Source organism: Novipirellula caenicola, assembly GCF_039545035.1.
GTDB classification, from domain to species: Bacteria; Planctomycetota; Planctomycetia; order Pirellulales; family Pirellulaceae; genus Novipirellula; species Novipirellula caenicola.
Map to the genome: position 1 here is coordinate 123708 of NZ_BAABRO010000011.1, position 16365 is coordinate 140072.

The 16365-nt window shown below is 56.6% G+C and carries 15 protein-coding genes; 7 read left to right on the forward strand and 8 right to left on the reverse strand.

Going from position 1 to position 16365, the window contains the following annotated elements; translation table 11 throughout:
• Window positions 1–229: 229 nt before the first annotated feature.
• Window positions 230–1114 (forward strand): hypothetical protein, encoded by an 885-nt coding sequence (locus ABEA92_RS19795; protein WP_345685582.1) that lies wholly within the window; start codon window positions 230–232, stop codon window positions 1112–1114.
• Window positions 1115–1220: 106 nt separating this feature from the next.
• Here ABEA92_RS19795 and ABEA92_RS19800 read toward each other — a convergent pair whose 3' ends face one another.
• On the reverse strand, window positions 1221–2057 hold the full coding sequence (locus tag ABEA92_RS19800) for a class I SAM-dependent methyltransferase (RefSeq protein ID WP_345685583.1): 837 nt from the start codon (window positions 2055–2057) through the stop codon (window positions 1221–1223).
• A gap of 512 nt (window positions 2058–2569) precedes the next feature.
• Between ABEA92_RS19800 and ABEA92_RS19805 the strand changes: the two genes are divergently transcribed.
• Window positions 2570–3880 carry an anti-sigma factor family protein gene (locus tag ABEA92_RS19805; protein ID WP_345685584.1) on the forward strand — a complete coding sequence of 437 codons (1311 nt, stop codon included), beginning with the start codon at window positions 2570–2572 and terminating at the stop codon, window positions 3878–3880.
• Here ABEA92_RS19805 and ABEA92_RS19810 read toward each other — a convergent pair.
• Both ABEA92_RS19810 and ABEA92_RS19815 read right to left on the reverse strand, forming a co-directional pair.
• Complete coding sequence (locus tag ABEA92_RS19810) at window positions 3877–4617, reverse strand: glycosyltransferase family 25 protein (protein ID WP_345685585.1); 741 nt, start codon at window positions 4615–4617, stop codon at window positions 3877–3879. The two genes, ABEA92_RS19805 and ABEA92_RS19810, sit on opposite strands and share 4 nt — an antisense overlap.
• A gap of 313 nt (window positions 4618–4930) precedes the next feature.
• Window positions 4931–5416, reverse strand: coding sequence for a response regulator (locus tag ABEA92_RS19815; RefSeq protein ID WP_345685586.1), 486 nt, complete (start codon window positions 5414–5416; stop codon window positions 4931–4933).
• 222 nt (window positions 5417–5638) lie between these two features.
• Between ABEA92_RS19815 and lysS the strand changes: the two genes are divergently transcribed.
• Window positions 5639–7228 (forward strand): lysine--tRNA ligase, encoded by a 1590-nt coding sequence (gene lysS, locus ABEA92_RS19820; protein WP_345685587.1) that lies wholly within the window; start codon window positions 5639–5641, stop codon window positions 7226–7228.
• Between the two features lie 200 nt (window positions 7229–7428).
• Here lysS and ABEA92_RS19825 read toward each other — a convergent pair whose 3' ends face one another.
• From ABEA92_RS19825 to mch, 3 genes are read right to left on the reverse strand one after another with little or no spacing between them, the layout of a single operon-like run.
• Window positions 7429–9120, reverse strand: a complete 1692-nt coding sequence (locus tag ABEA92_RS19825; RefSeq protein ID WP_345685588.1) for a fatty acid CoA ligase family protein — start codon at window positions 9118–9120, stop codon at window positions 7429–7431.
• Complete coding sequence (locus ABEA92_RS19830) at window positions 9117–10130, reverse strand: ATP-grasp domain-containing protein (RefSeq protein ID WP_345685589.1); 1014 nt, start codon at window positions 10128–10130, stop codon at window positions 9117–9119. The genes ABEA92_RS19825 and ABEA92_RS19830 overlap by 4 nt, the downstream gene beginning before the upstream one ends.
• The gene (gene mch, locus ABEA92_RS19835) at window positions 10127–11074 is read right to left on the reverse strand and encodes a methenyltetrahydromethanopterin cyclohydrolase (RefSeq protein ID WP_345685590.1); all 948 of its coding nucleotides are present in this window, start codon (window positions 11072–11074) and stop codon (window positions 10127–10129) included. The genes ABEA92_RS19830 and mch overlap by 4 nt, the downstream gene beginning before the upstream one ends.
• Before the next feature lie 172 nt (window positions 11075–11246).
• On the opposite strand from mch, the gene def reads away from it, so the two are divergent.
• Together def and fmt are read left to right on the forward strand one after the other, a co-directional pair.
• Complete coding sequence (def, locus tag ABEA92_RS19840) at window positions 11247–11831, forward strand: peptide deformylase (RefSeq protein WP_345685591.1); 585 nt, start codon at window positions 11247–11249, stop codon at window positions 11829–11831.
• A complete protein-coding gene (gene fmt, locus ABEA92_RS19845; protein ID WP_345685592.1) occupies window positions 11824–12816 on the forward strand; it encodes a methionyl-tRNA formyltransferase in 993 nt (330 codons plus the stop codon). Before def ends, fmt begins: the two co-directional genes overlap by 8 nt.
• Window positions 12817–12886: 70 nt before the next feature.
• On the opposite strand, the gene ABEA92_RS19850 is transcribed toward fmt, so the two are convergent.
• Together ABEA92_RS19850 and ABEA92_RS19855 are read right to left on the reverse strand one after the other, a co-directional pair.
• Window positions 12887–13720, reverse strand: a complete 834-nt coding sequence (locus ABEA92_RS19850; RefSeq protein ID WP_345685593.1) for a glycerophosphodiester phosphodiesterase — start codon at window positions 13718–13720, stop codon at window positions 12887–12889.
• Window positions 13721–14106: 386 nt separating this feature from the next.
• Window positions 14107–14310, reverse strand: coding sequence for a hypothetical protein (locus ABEA92_RS19855; protein WP_345685594.1), 204 nt, complete (start codon window positions 14308–14310; stop codon window positions 14107–14109).
• Between the two features lie 173 nt (window positions 14311–14483).
• On the opposite strand from ABEA92_RS19855, the gene ABEA92_RS19860 reads away from it, so the two are divergent.
• Window positions 14484–15725, forward strand: a complete 1242-nt coding sequence (locus tag ABEA92_RS19860) for an aminotransferase class V-fold PLP-dependent enzyme (protein WP_345685595.1) — start codon at window positions 14484–14486, stop codon at window positions 15723–15725.
• A 130-nt stretch (window positions 15726–15855) separates the two neighbouring features.
• Window positions 15856–16353, forward strand: coding sequence for a pantetheine-phosphate adenylyltransferase (coaD, locus tag ABEA92_RS19865; RefSeq protein WP_345685596.1), 498 nt, complete (start codon window positions 15856–15858; stop codon window positions 16351–16353).
• Window positions 16354–16365 lie beyond the last annotated feature (12 nt).

Genomic DNA, 16365 nt, shown 5'->3' on the forward strand with positions numbered 1-16365 from the left:
TTCTTGCTCGTGGTTCGCTGATTTTTATTTGGTGCGACCAGCAAATGCGACTATGATAATACGCGTCTGTTTGGCAAGAACTCGTTCGTGACCGTTCGGAATTCAGGTCCTACTGCGATCATCGCATGATTCGCTTGGCCTCGATTTGTCGAACGACATGCTGCTTTTCTCGACATAGCCTGTCGACACACCCCCGGTCTACCCACCTCATTTTCAATGAGGCGAATCGATGAATAGGAACCTAAGCGTGATCAAATCTTCTCATTGTCCGAGCGTGCTGGCGTTGCCTGGTTGTTTGCTGATGTTGTTGGTCGTGACGACGGCATCGCTGCGTGCAGACGATTTGCCGGTTGCCGACGAGGCGATCCAAGCGGAGATGTTCGCCGCAATGGATGCTGGACAGATCGACGTCAAATTCATTCCGATCAATGCAACCAAGGCCAATGTGTTGGTCAAGAATTTGACTGACAAACCGATGAACCTCAAGTTGCCCGCTGCGTTCGCTGGCGTGCCTGTGCTTGCCCAATTTGGTGGCGGCATGGGTGGCATGGGCGGCGGTGGCATGGGCGGCATGGGGGGTGGCATGGGCGGCGGCATGGGGGGCGGCGGTGGTCAAGCCATGGGCGGCGGCATGGGCGGCGGCGGTATGGGTGGCGGCGGCATGGGTGGTATGGGAGGCGGCGGCATGGGCGGCATGGGCGGCTTCCAACGCATTGCCCCCGAACGTGTCAAAAAACTCTCTGTCGTGACCGTCTGTCTCGAACATGGCAAGCCCGACCCGAATCCAAAGATGGCTTACAAAATCGTTCCCATCGAACAGTTCACCGACAGCCCGAAGGTGCGTTTGGTCTGTGAAGCACTCGGCAACGGCTTGGTCACTCAGAACACCGCTCAAGCAGCCGCTTGGCATTTGACGGACAACATGTCATGGGCCCAATTGGCACAGAAAAATCGCGTCGAAAGCAAGTACACCGGTACGATTCGCTGGTTCTCGCCGTTTGAATTGAAGACCGCGATGCTGGTGGTGCAAGAGATCGATCGGATCGTTAGCAGCAACGACGAATACGCAAAACAAAGTGATGCCGACGCCTCGCTGGCGGACGACCCTAGCTAAACGGTCGAGATTCCTCAGTGAATAACGCAACAACGCGAGACGATTTCGTCTTGCGTTTTTTCGTGCGCGGACACAATATGCAAGCTCCTCAGGGGGTAAAAATGAATCAATCCGGAATCCAGAGTTTGCTGCCGCTAACATCCGAGACGGCTTGGCCGCCCGCCGTTTGACGACGCGCCTTGATGCGAACGTAGGGAGCGATGAATTGGGCGCGGTGTGCGAACGAGCCCGCCGCCGCATCGCGTTTGGCATGAACGGGTTCGACCAAATCCTCGACCGAAAATCCGGCGCGACACATGCCGCCAATGATCTGTTCCCAGCGGTGCAGGAACTCAACGGCTCCGCTTTCGCGTAATCGATTTGCGGTTGCCGAAGCGTTTTTGGGTGGCGGCACCGGCGTGTCGCGGTAATAGGTGTGTTCGAAGCAATACGACCCGTTGGCGGTCGCCTCGGGACTCGCCTGCAGCGAGACGGGATTCTTGTGCTGGCTAATGTACAGGCCGCCAGGACGCAGCACGCGGGCAACTTGCTCGAACACAACGCCGATGTTGCGGACGTAACAGGTGCTGACTGGTTGAGCGACGATGTCAAATTCTGCCGGTCTTAGCATCGACAGATCTTCCATCGTCGTTTCCAAAATACGCAGCGAAAGGCTGCGTGCGGCAGCGACTTGGCGATCCAGCTCCAGCATGGCGGGGCTGAGGTCGACGACCGTCACCTCGGCTCCGGCAGCCGCGTACAGCGAACTTTGCCTGCCACCGCCCGCTGCCAAACACAGCACACGCAACCCTTTGATTGATTTTCCGAGCCATCCGAGCGGATCGAGCGTCTTGAGGGGATCGGCCAATTCGCTGTCTTTAGCGGGCTGGCAAAGCGGGTTTCTCGCGTCCGCCATCGCGTCATAAGTCTTGCGGTTGGCACGCAGGATCTCGTCGTGGTTCATTTAAAGCGTTTTGGGGGGGAAATTGGAAAACGAGGGCTGACGCCCAATGCCAGCTAGATTGGCACCGTACGGATGGTTTTCATAGCCGAGAGTGGCAGGTGATCCGGTAAATTTCGAACGTTTTTTCCCGCTGCAACCGGACGGCTCGCTCCGCGGACGCCGTCTAAGCGATGCATTCGTATGCCGCTACTAGCGTTGTGTGACAAACCCGCGGTGCAGCAGCGGAGGGAGGCGTCTTGGTCATTCGTGGGGGGGCTGGGTCGTATTACCAGCCCGTCTGGTCCATTTCCCCTTTCGGACAGTGAGGAATCCGAACGCAGTTCCAGGGCAGACGTACTCAGCAAAATTTCGCTAAAAAGACGAAATACACGTGCTTTTGGTGCATCGTCAGATCGATTCTGGTAGGTTTCTGTTGCGAAACAGGGAACTTTGCTTGCTGATACAGCATCGGATCGGATATGGAAAGCCAGGACGACTTTCAGAGCCTGCAAAGATTTATGGTCTAAAGAACTATGTCTGTACCCAAAGATATCCTCGATTCACTGCTGAGCGCCTACATGGATGACGCGCTGAGTGCTGACGAACGCGCACGCGTCCAGCAGATGCTGCGTGATGATCCGAACGTCGCCAGTGAACTCGAGCAATTGATCCAGCTGCGTGAATCGCTGCGTCAGATCCGCGACGAAGATCGCAATGTCACGTTGCCAGCGAATTTTGCCCAATCGGTGATCGAGGCGACAGTCGCTCGTGGTCGCGCCGAAGGTCTAAGTGATGACCACCCGGTGATGCGATTGTCCGAGCAACCCAGTCCGATGGTCACACGTGAACGCGCTTCGGTATGGCGAATCGTGGCACCGCTTGCGGCGATTGCCGCCTCGCTTGCGATTGCATTTTTTGCGACCCGTCCTGGTGTCGATGTCGACCCGGTGGCGTTGATTGACCCCGAAATTGACCAGGTCGCGACCGCAGAGGATTTGAGCCCGAGCCCGAGTCCCGAGATTGCAGCGAACCCTGATTCGATGATTGCCGATGCATCCGGCGACAACAAAATCAAGCCGGAAACGACCATGGATGCCGTGTCATCGGACAACGCGCCGGCGACGATTGCATCCACGGATCCCGGTAGCGTCGCGATCAAAGAATCCGACCACGATTCGAGTAGCAACGATGCTGTGATCAAACAGACGGAAATGAAAATTGCTTCGGTCACCCCGAATCCAGATTCGATGGACTCCGAAGCTGCGATCAAACGTCACGACGACAAACCCGCGACCGCCGATGTGGTCGCGATCAAAGCGATGTTGGTGCTCGATGTTCGCCGCACGATGGACGGCCGCAATACGCGTGCGGTTGAAACGGCGATGGAGTTGACTGGGATCGATTCGGCTAGCCGTAAAGCGGTTGGCGAGAAAGTCGTTCGTTTTGCCAAAGAGAACCAAGCGGATGACGAGAGTGCAAGTTCCGCGAGCGTGTTGTACTTGGAAGCGCCCGCAAAGCAGCTCGATCAATTCATTCTGCGTTTGATTGCCGATGAACAAGGGATCGAATCGGTCAGCATGACGATCGCCAACGATCCTCCGTTGGTCGCGATGATCCAATCGCTTCGTGACGTCGATCCAACGACGGTCACGCATTCGACATCGTGGCAATTGGATGCGGGAGTCAACGGGAACAATGCGTTGGCAAGCCACTTGAGCGATCGCCCGTATGTTCGACTCAATTCGGCAACCGCGAACATGGCGGTGGCGGGCAGCGTCGACGAAAGCGGTTCAGCGTCGACATCGTCCGACATCATCGGCCGCGTGCTTGTGATCGTTCGCTAAGCACACGCTTTGCTGGACAAACGGGCGATCTTTGCTCGGTACATCGCGCGATTGAATTCACGCGAGACTTTTTCAAGCGTCAAACTTCGCTTCTTTCCGACGCCGATCGTGCTGCCACCAAGTTCGGTCGTCAAGTCGCGGATTCCCGATGGATCAAGCGTCAACAAACGGACGTCGGTAATCCAGTGCATCTGTAACGTTGTGTCGACCGGTCGGTCGAACGTCTCGGTCGCTCGCAGTAGCTTTTTAGCTGCCAAGCGGGTGACCCATTGCCCCGACGTGCGGAGTGGGGTCACCGTGGGCAGTAACATGCGGTGAGGTCCGCGGGATGACAGCGAGATCACATCACGAGGCACTTTTCGCACGGGAAGCTGAACGTACGAGTCCTTCGGTGCGTGGCCGCGAACAAATTCAATCGCACTTTGAAACTGATCGCCGTCGACTAGCACGTCGTCCTCGAGAATTAGCGCCGCGTCGAGTTCGCTATCGAGAATTTTTTGCCAAGCGTTGCGGTGGCTTAAGAAACAGCCAATTTCGCCTCGACGCAGGGCAAAGGGATAGCGGGGCTGGTGAACATGGCGTTGGTAACAGGCGGCCACTTCGGCGTCGCTCATTTGGCTGCCATCAACCGCCGGCAGAATCTCTGCCTCCATCGGCAATTGACTTAGCAATGATTTCGCATGCTCAAACCGAGTCGTGGCCCGTTCCAGACTGATGACGAATGCACGTGCCAACATGGTGGTTCTCGCGAGGAAGGAAGCTTAATGTCACGGTGGAAACGCCCGCGGGCAAAATCCACACTCGCAGATAGCAGAACGAGCCGGCGGATCGCAAGTCCAGAATTATTGACTAGGTTCGCCCGATGCCATTGATTCGGGCGCCAGCCGGGTGTTTTTTATAGCGGAGCGGCGCGAGCCGCCCGGTCAAAATCGAACGTTTTACTTCACTCGCCGCAACCAGACGGGCCACGCGTCGCAAACGCTACCCAAAGGAGATGGCATTGGAGGTTCGTCGACGGAGTGAACGTTGACTGTGGGGGCTGATTGTTGCCTACAGCGTGATCCATCCCAATCGGCTCGGTTTGCTGCCGCGGCGGCGATGGGCGGCAATCAGCGACGGCATCCACAGCAGGTGATCGACCACCGCTAGCAAGGCGTTGGGGTCGATCGGTTTAAACAGACATCGCGTGGGGACCTTCATCGCTTCGGCTTTTTTCTCGAGTCCCGCCCAGCGGTTTTCGGCGATCATGACCACCGATAGTGCGTCGTAGCCTGGGATTTGCCGCATGCTTTCGATCGATTCCAGTACCGCGGCGGCATCATCGGCGACGTCCCACAGCACCAAATCCTGATTCCCCATCTTCAATGCTTCGATCGCCGAATCGGCGGTCCGGGCACAAATGCACTGGTAGCCACGCGAATGCATCACCCCTGCAGTGGCGATTAACGACAGCGGGCTGGGGTCGACCACGACGATCGAAGCTTGTTTTTTGGATGCTTCGGCGGGCGAGTCGTGGCGAAAATCGGGGCCGTGCATGGGGCACTCGGATGGGTGGAAAGCGAGAGATTAGTGAGCGTTCGTCATGCCTTAGCAATACCGAGATTGGGTTCTGCGAATCAAGATCGCTATCGTGGTTGCGTAAAACCCGATTCGTACCGACAATTCTCGCCAAGTCGATGACTGTCGATTCCTTTCAAAAGCGAAGATCAGCTCGCTTGATCTTCCGACCCTTTCTGTCCTGTCCACTTTGAACCACTGATGAATCAAACACCCGATCCCGCACCGAATGCTTCCGGCGAAGACGCTACCGACCCACGCGTGGCTCGCCGAAACAAATTGAATCAGCTCGTCGAGCGAGGCATCGATCCGTACGGCAGTCGATTTGACGATCGAAAATTGATTTCCCAGTGCCGTGAACTGGCCGATCAGGTCAAATTTGTGACCAAGGACGGCAAGACCCTCGATCTGCCCGATTTCGACGCGGGGGATGTCGATTACCGTCAATGGAAAACCGACAACGGACCGGGCGAAGAAGTCGGCCCGAAGGTGCGAGTCGCTGGCCGGATCATGCTGGCTCGGCCCACCGGAAAGCTGATCTTTCTGAATCTGAAGGATTGGACCGGAAACATCCAAATCTTCATCGGCAAGAACCAGGTGGGCGAAGAGGATTTCGACCTCGCCAAACTCTTTGACCTCGGTGACCTCGTGGGGGCCGAAGGACGACTGGGCCGAACCAACACGGGTGAATTGACCGTGTTCGCAGAGAAATTGTTCTTCTTGACCAAAATGCTCGAGCCGGCACCGGAAAAGCATGCCGGTTTGACCAATCCGGATCTGCGTCAGCGGATGCGTTACGCCGACCTCGCGTTCAATGATGGCGTGATCGACACGTTTTTGAATCGCACGCGGATTGTCAAGTCGATCCGGCAGACGCTCGACAATGATGGGTTCTGTGAAGTCGAAGGACCGACGCTGCACACGATTCCCGGTGGCGCAGCGGCACGTCCCTTTATGACGCATCACAATGCGTTGGACATGAAATTGTACATGCGGATCGCGCTCGAATTGCACTTGAAGCGTTTGATGGTCGGCGGCATGGAACGTGTCTATGAACTCGGGCGAGTGTATCGCAACGAAGGCCTCAGCCCGCGACATAATCCTGAGTTCACGATGTTGGAACTGTACCAAGCGTACGGCGACTACGAGTCGATGATGGATTTGACCGAGCAAATTATTGGCGATGCAATCCAAGCCACCGGAGGCGATTACAAGCGTGAATTCGATGGCAAGATGGTCGACTTTACCCCGCCGTTCCAGCGTGCGACCTATGCCGAATTGTTCCAAAAAGCGACCGGCATCGATCCCACCGACGACGAAGGCGTGATGGCATACGCCAAGAAGTTAAAGCTGGAAACTGCGAACAAGCACTCTGACGTGATTCGCAACGAAATCTTTGAAGAGAAGGTCGAAGATTCGCTCGAAGGTCCGATCTTTGTGATCGATTATCCGGCCAGCATCTGCCCGCTCACCAAACGCAAACGAGACAATCCCGAGATTGCCGAGCGATTTGAATTGTTTGTGTTGGGGATGGAAGTTGCCAACGCTTACACCGAGCTGAATGATCCTGATTTGCAACAAGAGCTATTCGAGACTCAATTGCAGGGGCAAGAGGAAGAGGATTCGATGGCGAAGATGGACCACGATTTCGTCCGTGCGCTGCGTTACGCCATGCCGCCCGCGGGCGGGCTTGGCATCGGCATCGACCGTTTGGTGATGTTGTTGACCGGACAACGCTCGATTCGCGACGTGATCCTGTTCCCGGTCCTGCGTCCCGAAACCAACGAATAGGCGATGCCGCCCACGATTGTCGCTCGGCTTTCCAAGCCGATTGCGAGCATCAAATTTGACCCTTGATGCAAGGGCGATGTGATTTTATCGGCCGGACCAAGTCGCAATGGTGACGCAGATCCGGCGACCGAAGCAGAGCTCTCGATCATCGTTGCCGCCAAAACGGAACCACGCTATCGCTTGCGAAATTGTGACTCCGATTATCGTCTTTCGGCTTGCAATTCCTCGGCCAATCGTTCGCGGAAAATCTTGCTGTTGTGCCGGATATCGACCGGCAATGGCGTGCGGCGAATGATGATCTCTTCGATCCGGCGTGTGATCGGATTGCGAGCGGCTAATTCGAGTAGTTCCTTGCGAAGACTTTCCGCGTCGGCAATCGGTTTGCCGTTGTTTTGCCGGCAATCTATGGTCTCAATCATCACCACCGGCGTTTGGTTGGGACGTTCGCCGCGGGCGACGAGCGCCGAACGGTAAACGCGAGGATGCGAGTTGAAGATCGATTCGCAGGGGATCGTGAACAGCGTGCGATTACCCGCTTCGATCCGATGGGCTTTGCGGCCACAGAACCAGAATCGATCTCGCGAGTCCAAGTAGCCGACGTCGCCCATACGATGCCAAACGCGGTCGCCATCGTGAATTTTGTGCATCACATTTTGATCGGATCGGACGACGTACTCGGTGGTCACCATTGGCCCGGAAACCATCAGTTCACCAATTTTGCCCTGCGGCATTTCTTCGGTCTCGTCGATCTGAGTCATCGGACCGTCATTGATTTTGATCACACGCCACTGGACTCCTTCAAATCGGGTGCCGACGCAAACCCCTTTGCCTTTGGCCGCAGCAGGTCCCGTTTCGGCAATCACTTCGCGTGATTCGATCGAGGCGATTGGAAGCGCTTCGGTCGCCCCATAAGGGGTGACAATATTGACTTCGGGATCGAGCAAACTGCGAAGCTTGGTCAGCGTTGCGGCGGGAACCGGGGCTCCGGCCGACAACACACGCCGAAGCGTTGGAAACGGTTGCTCGACTTTGTTGGCTTCGCACCAACGGACGACCGTGTTCCAAAGGGCGGGCGATCCAAACGCTTGGTCGACTTCCCACTGCGTCGCAGCTTCAATGAGCCGTTGCGGATTCACATCAGCGGGGCGTGTGGGATCCATGTCGGGGATAATCGTGGTCACCCCCATCACTGCATCGAACAATCCGAACAGTGGAAAACAGGCCAAGTCCCGTGAACCGCGATGAATGTCATAGCGCTCGCGAATCCGGTCGATTTGTGCATGAAACGTACCGTGGGTGTACAACACCCCTTTGGGCGGCCCGGTGCTGCCGGTGGTAAAGATGATTGCCGCCGCGTCGGTTCGCTCGACTGTCGGCAGGATGTCGCCGGACGCTTCTCGGCCTCGCTTGGCAATTTGATCAAGCGTTTGTCCGCCCCACAGCCAGCGTTTGCCGACCGTGACGTTCCATTTGGCTTGCGGGAAACGGCTGCGTAGCACGCTGCGAATCGCTTGGGCTTTGGGGATGCCGACAAACCCATCGGGACGAGACTCGCTGAGACATTTCACCAAATGTTTGCGGCCGATACCGGGATCGATCAAGATCGCGACCACGCCGGCTTTCAACAACGCAAAGACAAGTTCGATAAACTGGCCGCCGAACGGGACCAGCATCGCCAATCGCATGCCCGGTTTGACGCCCCAAGCGATTAGCCCGCGAGCGATTTCGTCACTGCGTTGGTCGAGGTTCTCGAAAGTCGTCAGTTCATACTGACGCAATCCATCGGATCGCGGAGGCCCGCTTGGTTCGGCAATCGCAATCCCGCCTGGTGACAAGCTGCGGATGATTCGCAAACGGGCGGCGACGTTACCATCTTTGACTTGGCTGGTCATGACGTGGCCTCATGGGGATCAGGCGTCGGTAGGGTTCTCTTGATCGTCAGTTCACTCGTCGATTCGTGCGGAGCATCCTGGCACGCATCGATCAGCGTTTGAATCACCAGCGTGGCGATATTCTCGCTGCAGACTTGTTGCAGTCCCTTCCATCCGGGAACCGCGTTCACTTCCAACACTCGCGGCTGGCCGTCGTCACAATCGATCAGATCGACCGCGGCAAAGCTCAATCCCATCGACGCAGTGATTTGTTTGGCCATCGCGATCTGTTCGCAACTGGGGTGGATTCGCGTCGTCGTCGCGCCATGGGAATGATTGGTGCGGAAATCGCCAAGGTTCTCACGGCGGGCGGCGATGACATGATCTCCGATCACCAATAACCGGGTGTCGCGTCCACCAGGGGGAACAAACGCCTGGATGTAAAACACGGCATCGAGTTGTTGGAGTGTCGAAAATGTGTACCACGCCAACTGCGGGTCTTGGATTCGCATCACTCCGCGTCCTTCGCCGCCAAACAGCGGCTTGACCACGCAATCGCCGCCGAGTCGCTCGAATGCTGCGATCGCTTCGGGCCGCGACTGCACCACGATGGTTTCAGGGACTCGATAACCAAGCCGGCGAACATGAGCGAGCGTGGCAAATTTATCGATCGCGATCTCGAGGCCTCGTGGTGAATTGACCACTGAAGCGGGACGTTTGCTCGGGTCGCAATCGCTTGCTAACGCATGCAGGATGGCAAGTCGAAAGGTGATCTTTTCGAGGGAGCCCGCCGGCATCGTACGGGCCAAGACAGCATCGTATTGGTCGATCGAAACTGCGGTAGCAGTAAATCCATCCGCACCGAGATCGACCGCATTGCGGTCGGGCGAGGCCGCGTGATGGATCGAAGCAAACAGCGATTCATAGTCACATCCGTGAAGCTCGCAACCGAGTTGGGCGGCGGCGTTTCGCAGTTGGTTCGCATGCCAACCCTGGCCGCACCCAAGCACTAGAAATCGCTTGCCCGTCATGATGAAAACGATTGACGAAGCACTGCGGTGGCAATTTTGCCGTGATTCCAACTTCGACCGCTTTGCAGGTTATGGATCGTTACCACAGCGGGGCTGAACAACATTGGGTCGACTTTGTAAAAGTCGTAGTTGTATTGTTTGAACGTTTCGGCAAACGGTTTCCCGTGATCGCCCGACGTGTGACTCGGCACTTTGGCTGCGATCGCTTCGACAGCGTCATCGTCACAGTCGACCCACAGCGAAACCGTGGCTCCATACAGGATGGCGTCGTTGGTCCGCCCGATCCCGGTAACCATGTCGCCTGGTTTTGCCGGAGGTGGCAGCGGAGCATGGCCGGTGGCCGAGACAATTTTGGTGACGTCAAACTTTAGTTCATGCAACTTGTGCATTGCGGTTTCAATGGCACGCGCGACGACTTGCACACTGCCTGCGAGCGAGCTGCTCGGTGCGACTGCCAAACGGACTTGGTTGGCGGCGACGCTGCACTGTTCCGCGATCATTGCGATCACTTCGGCGTCGGGCAATTGGTCCGACTCGAGGACTCCGACCACGGTGTCGGTGGATTCGACCAAATCCAGTTCCAATAGCGTTGCTTCACGGCCTCGCGCCGCTCGCATTGGACCGCTGCCCATCGCGAAATAGTGATCCGTTTGCACAGGCCATCCGGCATATTGGGCTGCCAAACATGCTTTGACGGGTTCGTCGGTGCAGACAAAAACGGCATTGTTGCTGCCCAACACCGCGGCGTCGCACGGAGCGATCATAATTTCGGCCTTCCCAGCCATACACAATCGCGCGAGGTTGATTCCGGCGCCAAGTGAACCGCGAGTATGAATGCCGGCGTCCAGGACCGATCCGCCGCCAATCTCCGAAACCACGCACTGCAGCGACGATGCGTCGGCTGCGAGTTGCATGAATAGTTCGCTGGTTCGTTGGTTTAGCATGGGCAAATGGTCCCCCAATCGATGCGGTTTGTCTAGTCGGCGTTTCGCCCTGGTTTTGCAAAGTCCCCTGCCCAAAGTGAGCCTTTTCGATCATGCTTTACCCTTGCGCTACTGCCAATTAGCGATCAATTTCAAAGGTATCGGCTTCCTTCGCGTCCCCCCTAATCTGCTCATGTCGCTCAGCATCATCCCCTACCCGCACCCTACGTTGCGTGTGAAAAGCTCTCCCATCCGACGCGTCGACCAGGCGCTGAAGGACTTGGCCAACGAAATGCTCGATTTGATGTATGCGGCTCAGGGCGTGGGATTAGCCGCCAACCAAGTCGATCTGCCGCTACGCATGTTTGTCGTCAATGCGTCGGGCGTCAAAGGCGAAGGCGAGGAATTGGTGCTGATCAATCCCGAACTGCAGATGCCGCGGGGGAACGAATCCGAACAGGAAGGGTGTCTCAGTTTGCCGGGAATCTACGGCCAAGTGAAGCGTCCCAAGGCGATCCGGTTGAGTGCGTATGACATCAATGGGAATTCCATCGAACGCAACGTCGACGGGTTCCTCGCACGTGTCTTGCAACACGAAAACGACCACCTTGATGGGGTGCTGTTTTTTGATCGGATGAGTGACGAAGGACGCAACGAGTTCGCCGGCGCGTTGGACGAACTGGAAACCGATTTCCGGTCCAAGCAATCGGCCGGCGCGATCCCGTCGGATGCCGATCTGTTGGCACGTTTGGACCAATGGAGAGAGCGATATGCCTGATTCGGACAAGCTGCGAATCATTGCGATGGGGACCGGTCCGTTTGCGGTTCCGTCCTTGGAAGCGTTGCGGGCCGCCGGTCACGAGTTCGTCTTGGTGGTCACTCGCCCACAACCGCCCGTCAAAAGTCGCAAGGGGGCTCCGCCGTCGCCTGTGCGGCAATGGGCAACCGAAAACAATTTGCCGTTGTTTGATCCGCCCTGCATCAATGACGAATCCGCAGTCGAGCGGCTGAACCGCGTCGCTGCCGATTTGTTGGTCGTCTGTGATTATGGGCAAATCTTGAAGCCGGCGGCATTGGCGACCGCTCCGCTTGGAGGGATCAATTTGCATGGGTCGCTGTTGCCCGCCTATCGCGGCGCGGCGCCCGTCCAGCGTGCCCTGCTTAGCGGTGATGCGGTGACGGGCGTTTCGGTGATTCATATGACGCCGCGGCTCGACGGAGGTCCGATCTTGGCCACGCGTCAGACGCCGATCGCGGACGATGAGACTGCCGGCGAACTTGAGGACCGACTCGCGAAAATCGGTGTCCAGGCGACACTCGAGGCGGTTGAATTGTTGTCAACGTGGGATCGATCCAGCCCGATTGGTACGCCGCAAGACAAAACCAAAGTCACCCGCGCCGCTCGGTTATCCAAAGCGGAAGCGGAAATCAATTGGAACCAACCAGCTCGGATGATCGATTGCCATGTTCGCGGCATGCAGCCTTGGCCGATCGCATTCTGTTTTGTTCCCGTGGCCGGAAAAGACGAACCGATTCGCGTCGCCATCAAACAGGTCCAGCGGCTCGACGCCGTGCCCGCCGGGGTATCCCCGGGCACCGTCGAAGTGGACGGCGAAGGACGTTTCAAGGTCGCCTCGCAAGACGATTGGGTGCAAATCGTGCGTTTACAACCGGCGGGAAAACGCGAGATGGCCGCCGAGGAATTCCTGCGCGGCCATCAACCGATGAATCTAGCATCGCGAAACGAAAACGCCGCGAATTAAGGCACTGCGAAGCTCGCGAAGCGTTTCGTCGCAGTCCGCGTCTTCACGGTTCGGCTCGTTGGGGGGCCTGCTAGTTCGCTGCTGTTTTTGTTTCCAGAGCTTCGCGAATGAACGCCGGTCGATTGGTGGTGATGCCAAAGGCGCCCAGCTTGGAAAAGTAGTTGGCGTCGGCGGGCGAATCGACCGTCCAAACGTGGAATTCGTCACACCCGCCCTGCTTCATCGCCGCGATGAAGGCCGCATCGATGACTTGGGTGTTTCCATGCATGCCCACGCCGCTGGCGCCCGATTTTTTGACGGTCTTGGCGATCTGGTCTGCGGTCGGAGTCCATTTGCCGGTGGCCTTGTTCTGTTTGAAACTGGTCAACCAATGCGATTTCACGTTCGGAAGCAAACGTTTGCAGTCGGCGATCACCTTGTCATTGAAACTGATGATCAACAGGTTGATGTTCGCGTGATCCAAGCGGTCCAGTTCCGATTTCAAAACGGGGACGATGCGTTCGTCGCTCTTGATTTCGATCACAAAGGTGCGACCCTCGGGCACCGTTTGCAGGACTTCGGCAAAGGTTGGGATGGGCTCGTTCGCCCATTTCGCGTCTTTCCACTTGCCGGCATCGAGTTGGCGAAGTTCGGCGAGCGTCGAGTCTTGGACGACGATTTTCTTGCCCGCCGTTCGCTTGGTGTCTTTGTCGTGAATGCACACGATTTTTGAATCGGCCGTCAGATAAAAATCTCCCTCGACACCGTCGGCGTTTTGCTTCCAAGCGAGTCGAAAGGCTGACAAGGTGTTTTCGGGGGCGTCATGCGACGCGCCACGGTGGGCGACAATCATCTGTGAAAACGCCAATTGCGACAGAGAAACGGAAGCGACGAAAACAAACAACGGGATCAAGCGTGAACGCATAGCGGTTGGACTTTGAGCAGGGAAACGGAGGATGCGAGGCAGGACGTCATTGAATGGGGTCAATGGAACGAGATCATCTCGATGACGGCTATCTTAGCGGATCGACATGAACGTTTTGTGAAGGATCCGCAAGCATTTCTAGGATTGCTGCCTCGGGGGATCCGTGTCGACCGATTTGCCGCACAGTCCATGCGAATAAGGGACATGCGAATAAGGGGGAACCCTGTATCGATGTTACTCGGCAAAAAGCATCGCGACCCTAACCGGCACTGCGCAGATACCGCAGCGCTCCCCAAAGTAGATGAGATCAGCCCCCAACGGCTTGGTCTTGGGGGGATCCGCGAAATGCAGCCCTATCGATTGCTGCGTCGGCGGACGGCCGCTCGTTATCGCTGTTCGCGATAGGTGGTCCAGCTCAGGTAGACCATCACACCGCCGATGACGACGAAGGTGATGTCCATCAGCAGGCTAGCGGATCGCATGGGAGCAACTTCATGCATCCCTATTAGCCCCATCACGGCATCTGCTAGAAACAGAACTAGAATCAGGATCGATGCCACAAGGCTGATCAAACAGAGCGCCTTTGGCATCAATAACCTCGTGTATGGAGCATGGAGCAGCGTGATGGGATAAACGGGGGCTTCTGGGAATGACACAGAGTATAGTTACTCTTGGCCGTGTTCCCCAGACCGGGGCCTGCTAGCTAAATTGATGTTTCTGAAATCAAAAATGATCTTTGCAGGTTAATTCGAGGAGTGGGACAATGGCGACAAAAAACACAGGAAGTCAGGGAAGAAATTTGCAGATCGGGTCCGATTGTGACAACGCTTCCTCCTCGGCGTGGCTCGATGCCATCCAATCGGACCCGTGGGCGTGGTGGCGGAGCCAGATGCCAATCACCGCAAAATTCGCCTATTTTGACCATGCCGCCGTGGGGCCACTCAGCCAAGCGGCCTTTGCCGCGATGTCGAATTTCCTGGCCCAAGCCTCACAACTGGGCGACACTGTTTGGCCCACATGGGCGGCCCGGAACGAGAAATTAAGGCAAGATTCGGCCGAACTGCTCCATTGTTCCCCTCGCGAAATCTGTTTGGTCCCAAATACATCGACCGGCATCAACATCGTCGCCGAGGGCTGGCCATGGCAACCGGGCGACAGCGTCGTCATTCCCGACGGCGAGTTTCCGAGCAATTTGTTCCCGTGGTTGAACCAGCAGTCGCGTGGTGTCGAGGTGCGGATCGTACCGCGTCACAACGGCGAGGTCCGGATCAGCGATCTGATTGAAGCGGCGGATCAATCGACGCGAATGATTGCGGTCAGCTGGGTTGGCTACGCTAGCGGATTTCGGCTGGACATTGACGAGTTGGTGGCCCAGGCCCATCAGCGAGGCATTTTGGTTTTTCTTGACGCGATCCAAGGATTGGGGATGTTCCCCTTGGATCTCGAAAAAGTGCCTGTCGATTTTCTTGCGGCCGACGGACACAAATGGTTGCTAGGTCCCGAGGGCGCGGGAATCGCCATGATTCGCAGTGAACATTTGTTGAAAATTCGCGTCGGCAATGTCGGCTGGGGCAGCGTCAAGAACTCGTACAATTACAATGACCCCAAGCTTGAATTGCGTGACGAGGCGGCGCGATTCGAAGCCGGTTCGGCCAACATGGTCGGGCTGGGCGGATTGTCGGCAAGTTTAGAAATGTTCTTGGCGGTACGGCGGTGTCACGGCGATCAAGCGATTGGTGATCGGGTCGTCACTCTGGCAACCCGGTTGGACGGATTGCTTCGCGAGTTGGGAGTCCAGAGCTCGCTTGCCGAGGATCCGAAAAACCGCAGCGGCATTGTTAACTTTTCCGTGGCCGGTGCTGAACCCGCGGCGATTCGTAGTCGCGGATTAGAGCAGGATGTCGTGCTGAGTTGCCGTGGCAACGGGGTTCGCGCCAGTATTCATGCCTACAATAACGAAGAAGATCTTCAGCGATTGGTCACGGTCGTGCGTTCGTTTTGCTAAGCGACGTGTTGGCTAAGCATCGAACCGGCTAAGCAGCGAACAGGCTAAACATCGAACTGGCTAAACGACCTTGCTGGAAAAATCTCTCCGCCTCCATTGAATCTTTTGAAACCACCGAAAGCAGCAACCGATGCCACAACCACATACCGCCGTTTACACCGGATCGTTTGACCCGGTCACGTTGGGGCACTTGCACGTGATTGAGCGGGCATCGCGTTTGTTTGACAAATTGATCATCGGCATCGGAATCAACGCCGACAAAACGCCACTGTTTGATCCTCAAGAGCGTGTGGCGTTATTAGAGAATGTCACGCATGACTTCTCGAATGTTTGTGTCGAGGTCTTTAGCGGGTTGGCGGTCGATTTTGTTCGCAGCGTCGATGCCAACATCATGGTGCGTGGAATCCGCCCCCTGACCGACACGGCTGGCGAATTCACGATGATGATGGCCAATCACCAATTAGATCCCAGCATCGAAACCGTGTTCTTGATGGCGGACGAGCGGTTTGCTCACATCAGCAGTTCGCTGCTGAAACAGATCGCAAAACTGAGCGATGATGACGAGCAATTGGCCAAGTTTGTTCCGCTAAAGATCATCCCCGAATTGCGAAGCAAACTTCGGTCGTAACCGTCACGGATG

Bases quoted from the DNA above. Each gene is read 5' to 3' on its own strand.
- ABEA92_RS19795 (WP_345685582.1), top strand. From the start codon at position 230: ATGAATAGGAACCTAAGCGTGATCAAATCTTCTCATTGTCCGAGCGTG.
- ABEA92_RS19800 (WP_345685583.1), bottom strand. From the start codon at position 2,057: ATGAACCACGACGAGATCCTGCGTGCCAACCGCAAGACTTATGACGCG.
- ABEA92_RS19805 (WP_345685584.1), top strand. From the start codon at position 2,570: ATGTCTGTACCCAAAGATATCCTCGATTCACTGCTGAGCGCCTACATG.
- ABEA92_RS19810 (WP_345685585.1), bottom strand. From the start codon at position 4,617: ATGTTGGCACGTGCATTCGTCATCAGTCTGGAACGGGCCACGACTCGG.
- ABEA92_RS19815 (WP_345685586.1), bottom strand. From the start codon at position 5,416: ATGCACGGCCCCGATTTTCGCCACGACTCGCCCGCCGAAGCATCCAAA.
- lysS (WP_345685587.1), top strand. From the start codon at position 5,639: ATGAATCAAACACCCGATCCCGCACCGAATGCTTCCGGCGAAGACGCT.
- ABEA92_RS19825 (WP_345685588.1), bottom strand. From the start codon at position 9,120: ATGACCAGCCAAGTCAAAGATGGTAACGTCGCCGCCCGTTTGCGAATC.
- ABEA92_RS19830 (WP_345685589.1), bottom strand. From the start codon at position 10,130: ATGACGGGCAAGCGATTTCTAGTGCTTGGGTGCGGCCAGGGTTGGCAT.
- mch (WP_345685590.1), bottom strand. From the start codon at position 11,074: ATGCTAAACCAACGAACCAGCGAACTATTCATGCAACTCGCAGCCGAC.
- def (WP_345685591.1), top strand. From the start codon at position 11,247: ATGTCGCTCAGCATCATCCCCTACCCGCACCCTACGTTGCGTGTGAAA.
- fmt (WP_345685592.1), top strand. From the start codon at position 11,824: ATGCCTGATTCGGACAAGCTGCGAATCATTGCGATGGGGACCGGTCCG.
- ABEA92_RS19850 (WP_345685593.1), bottom strand. From the start codon at position 13,720: ATGCGTTCACGCTTGATCCCGTTGTTTGTTTTCGTCGCTTCCGTTTCT.
- ABEA92_RS19855 (WP_345685594.1), bottom strand. From the start codon at position 14,310: ATGCCAAAGGCGCTCTGTTTGATCAGCCTTGTGGCATCGATCCTGATT.
- ABEA92_RS19860 (WP_345685595.1), top strand. From the start codon at position 14,484: ATGGCGACAAAAAACACAGGAAGTCAGGGAAGAAATTTGCAGATCGGG.
- coaD (WP_345685596.1), top strand. From the start codon at position 15,856: ATGCCACAACCACATACCGCCGTTTACACCGGATCGTTTGACCCGGTC.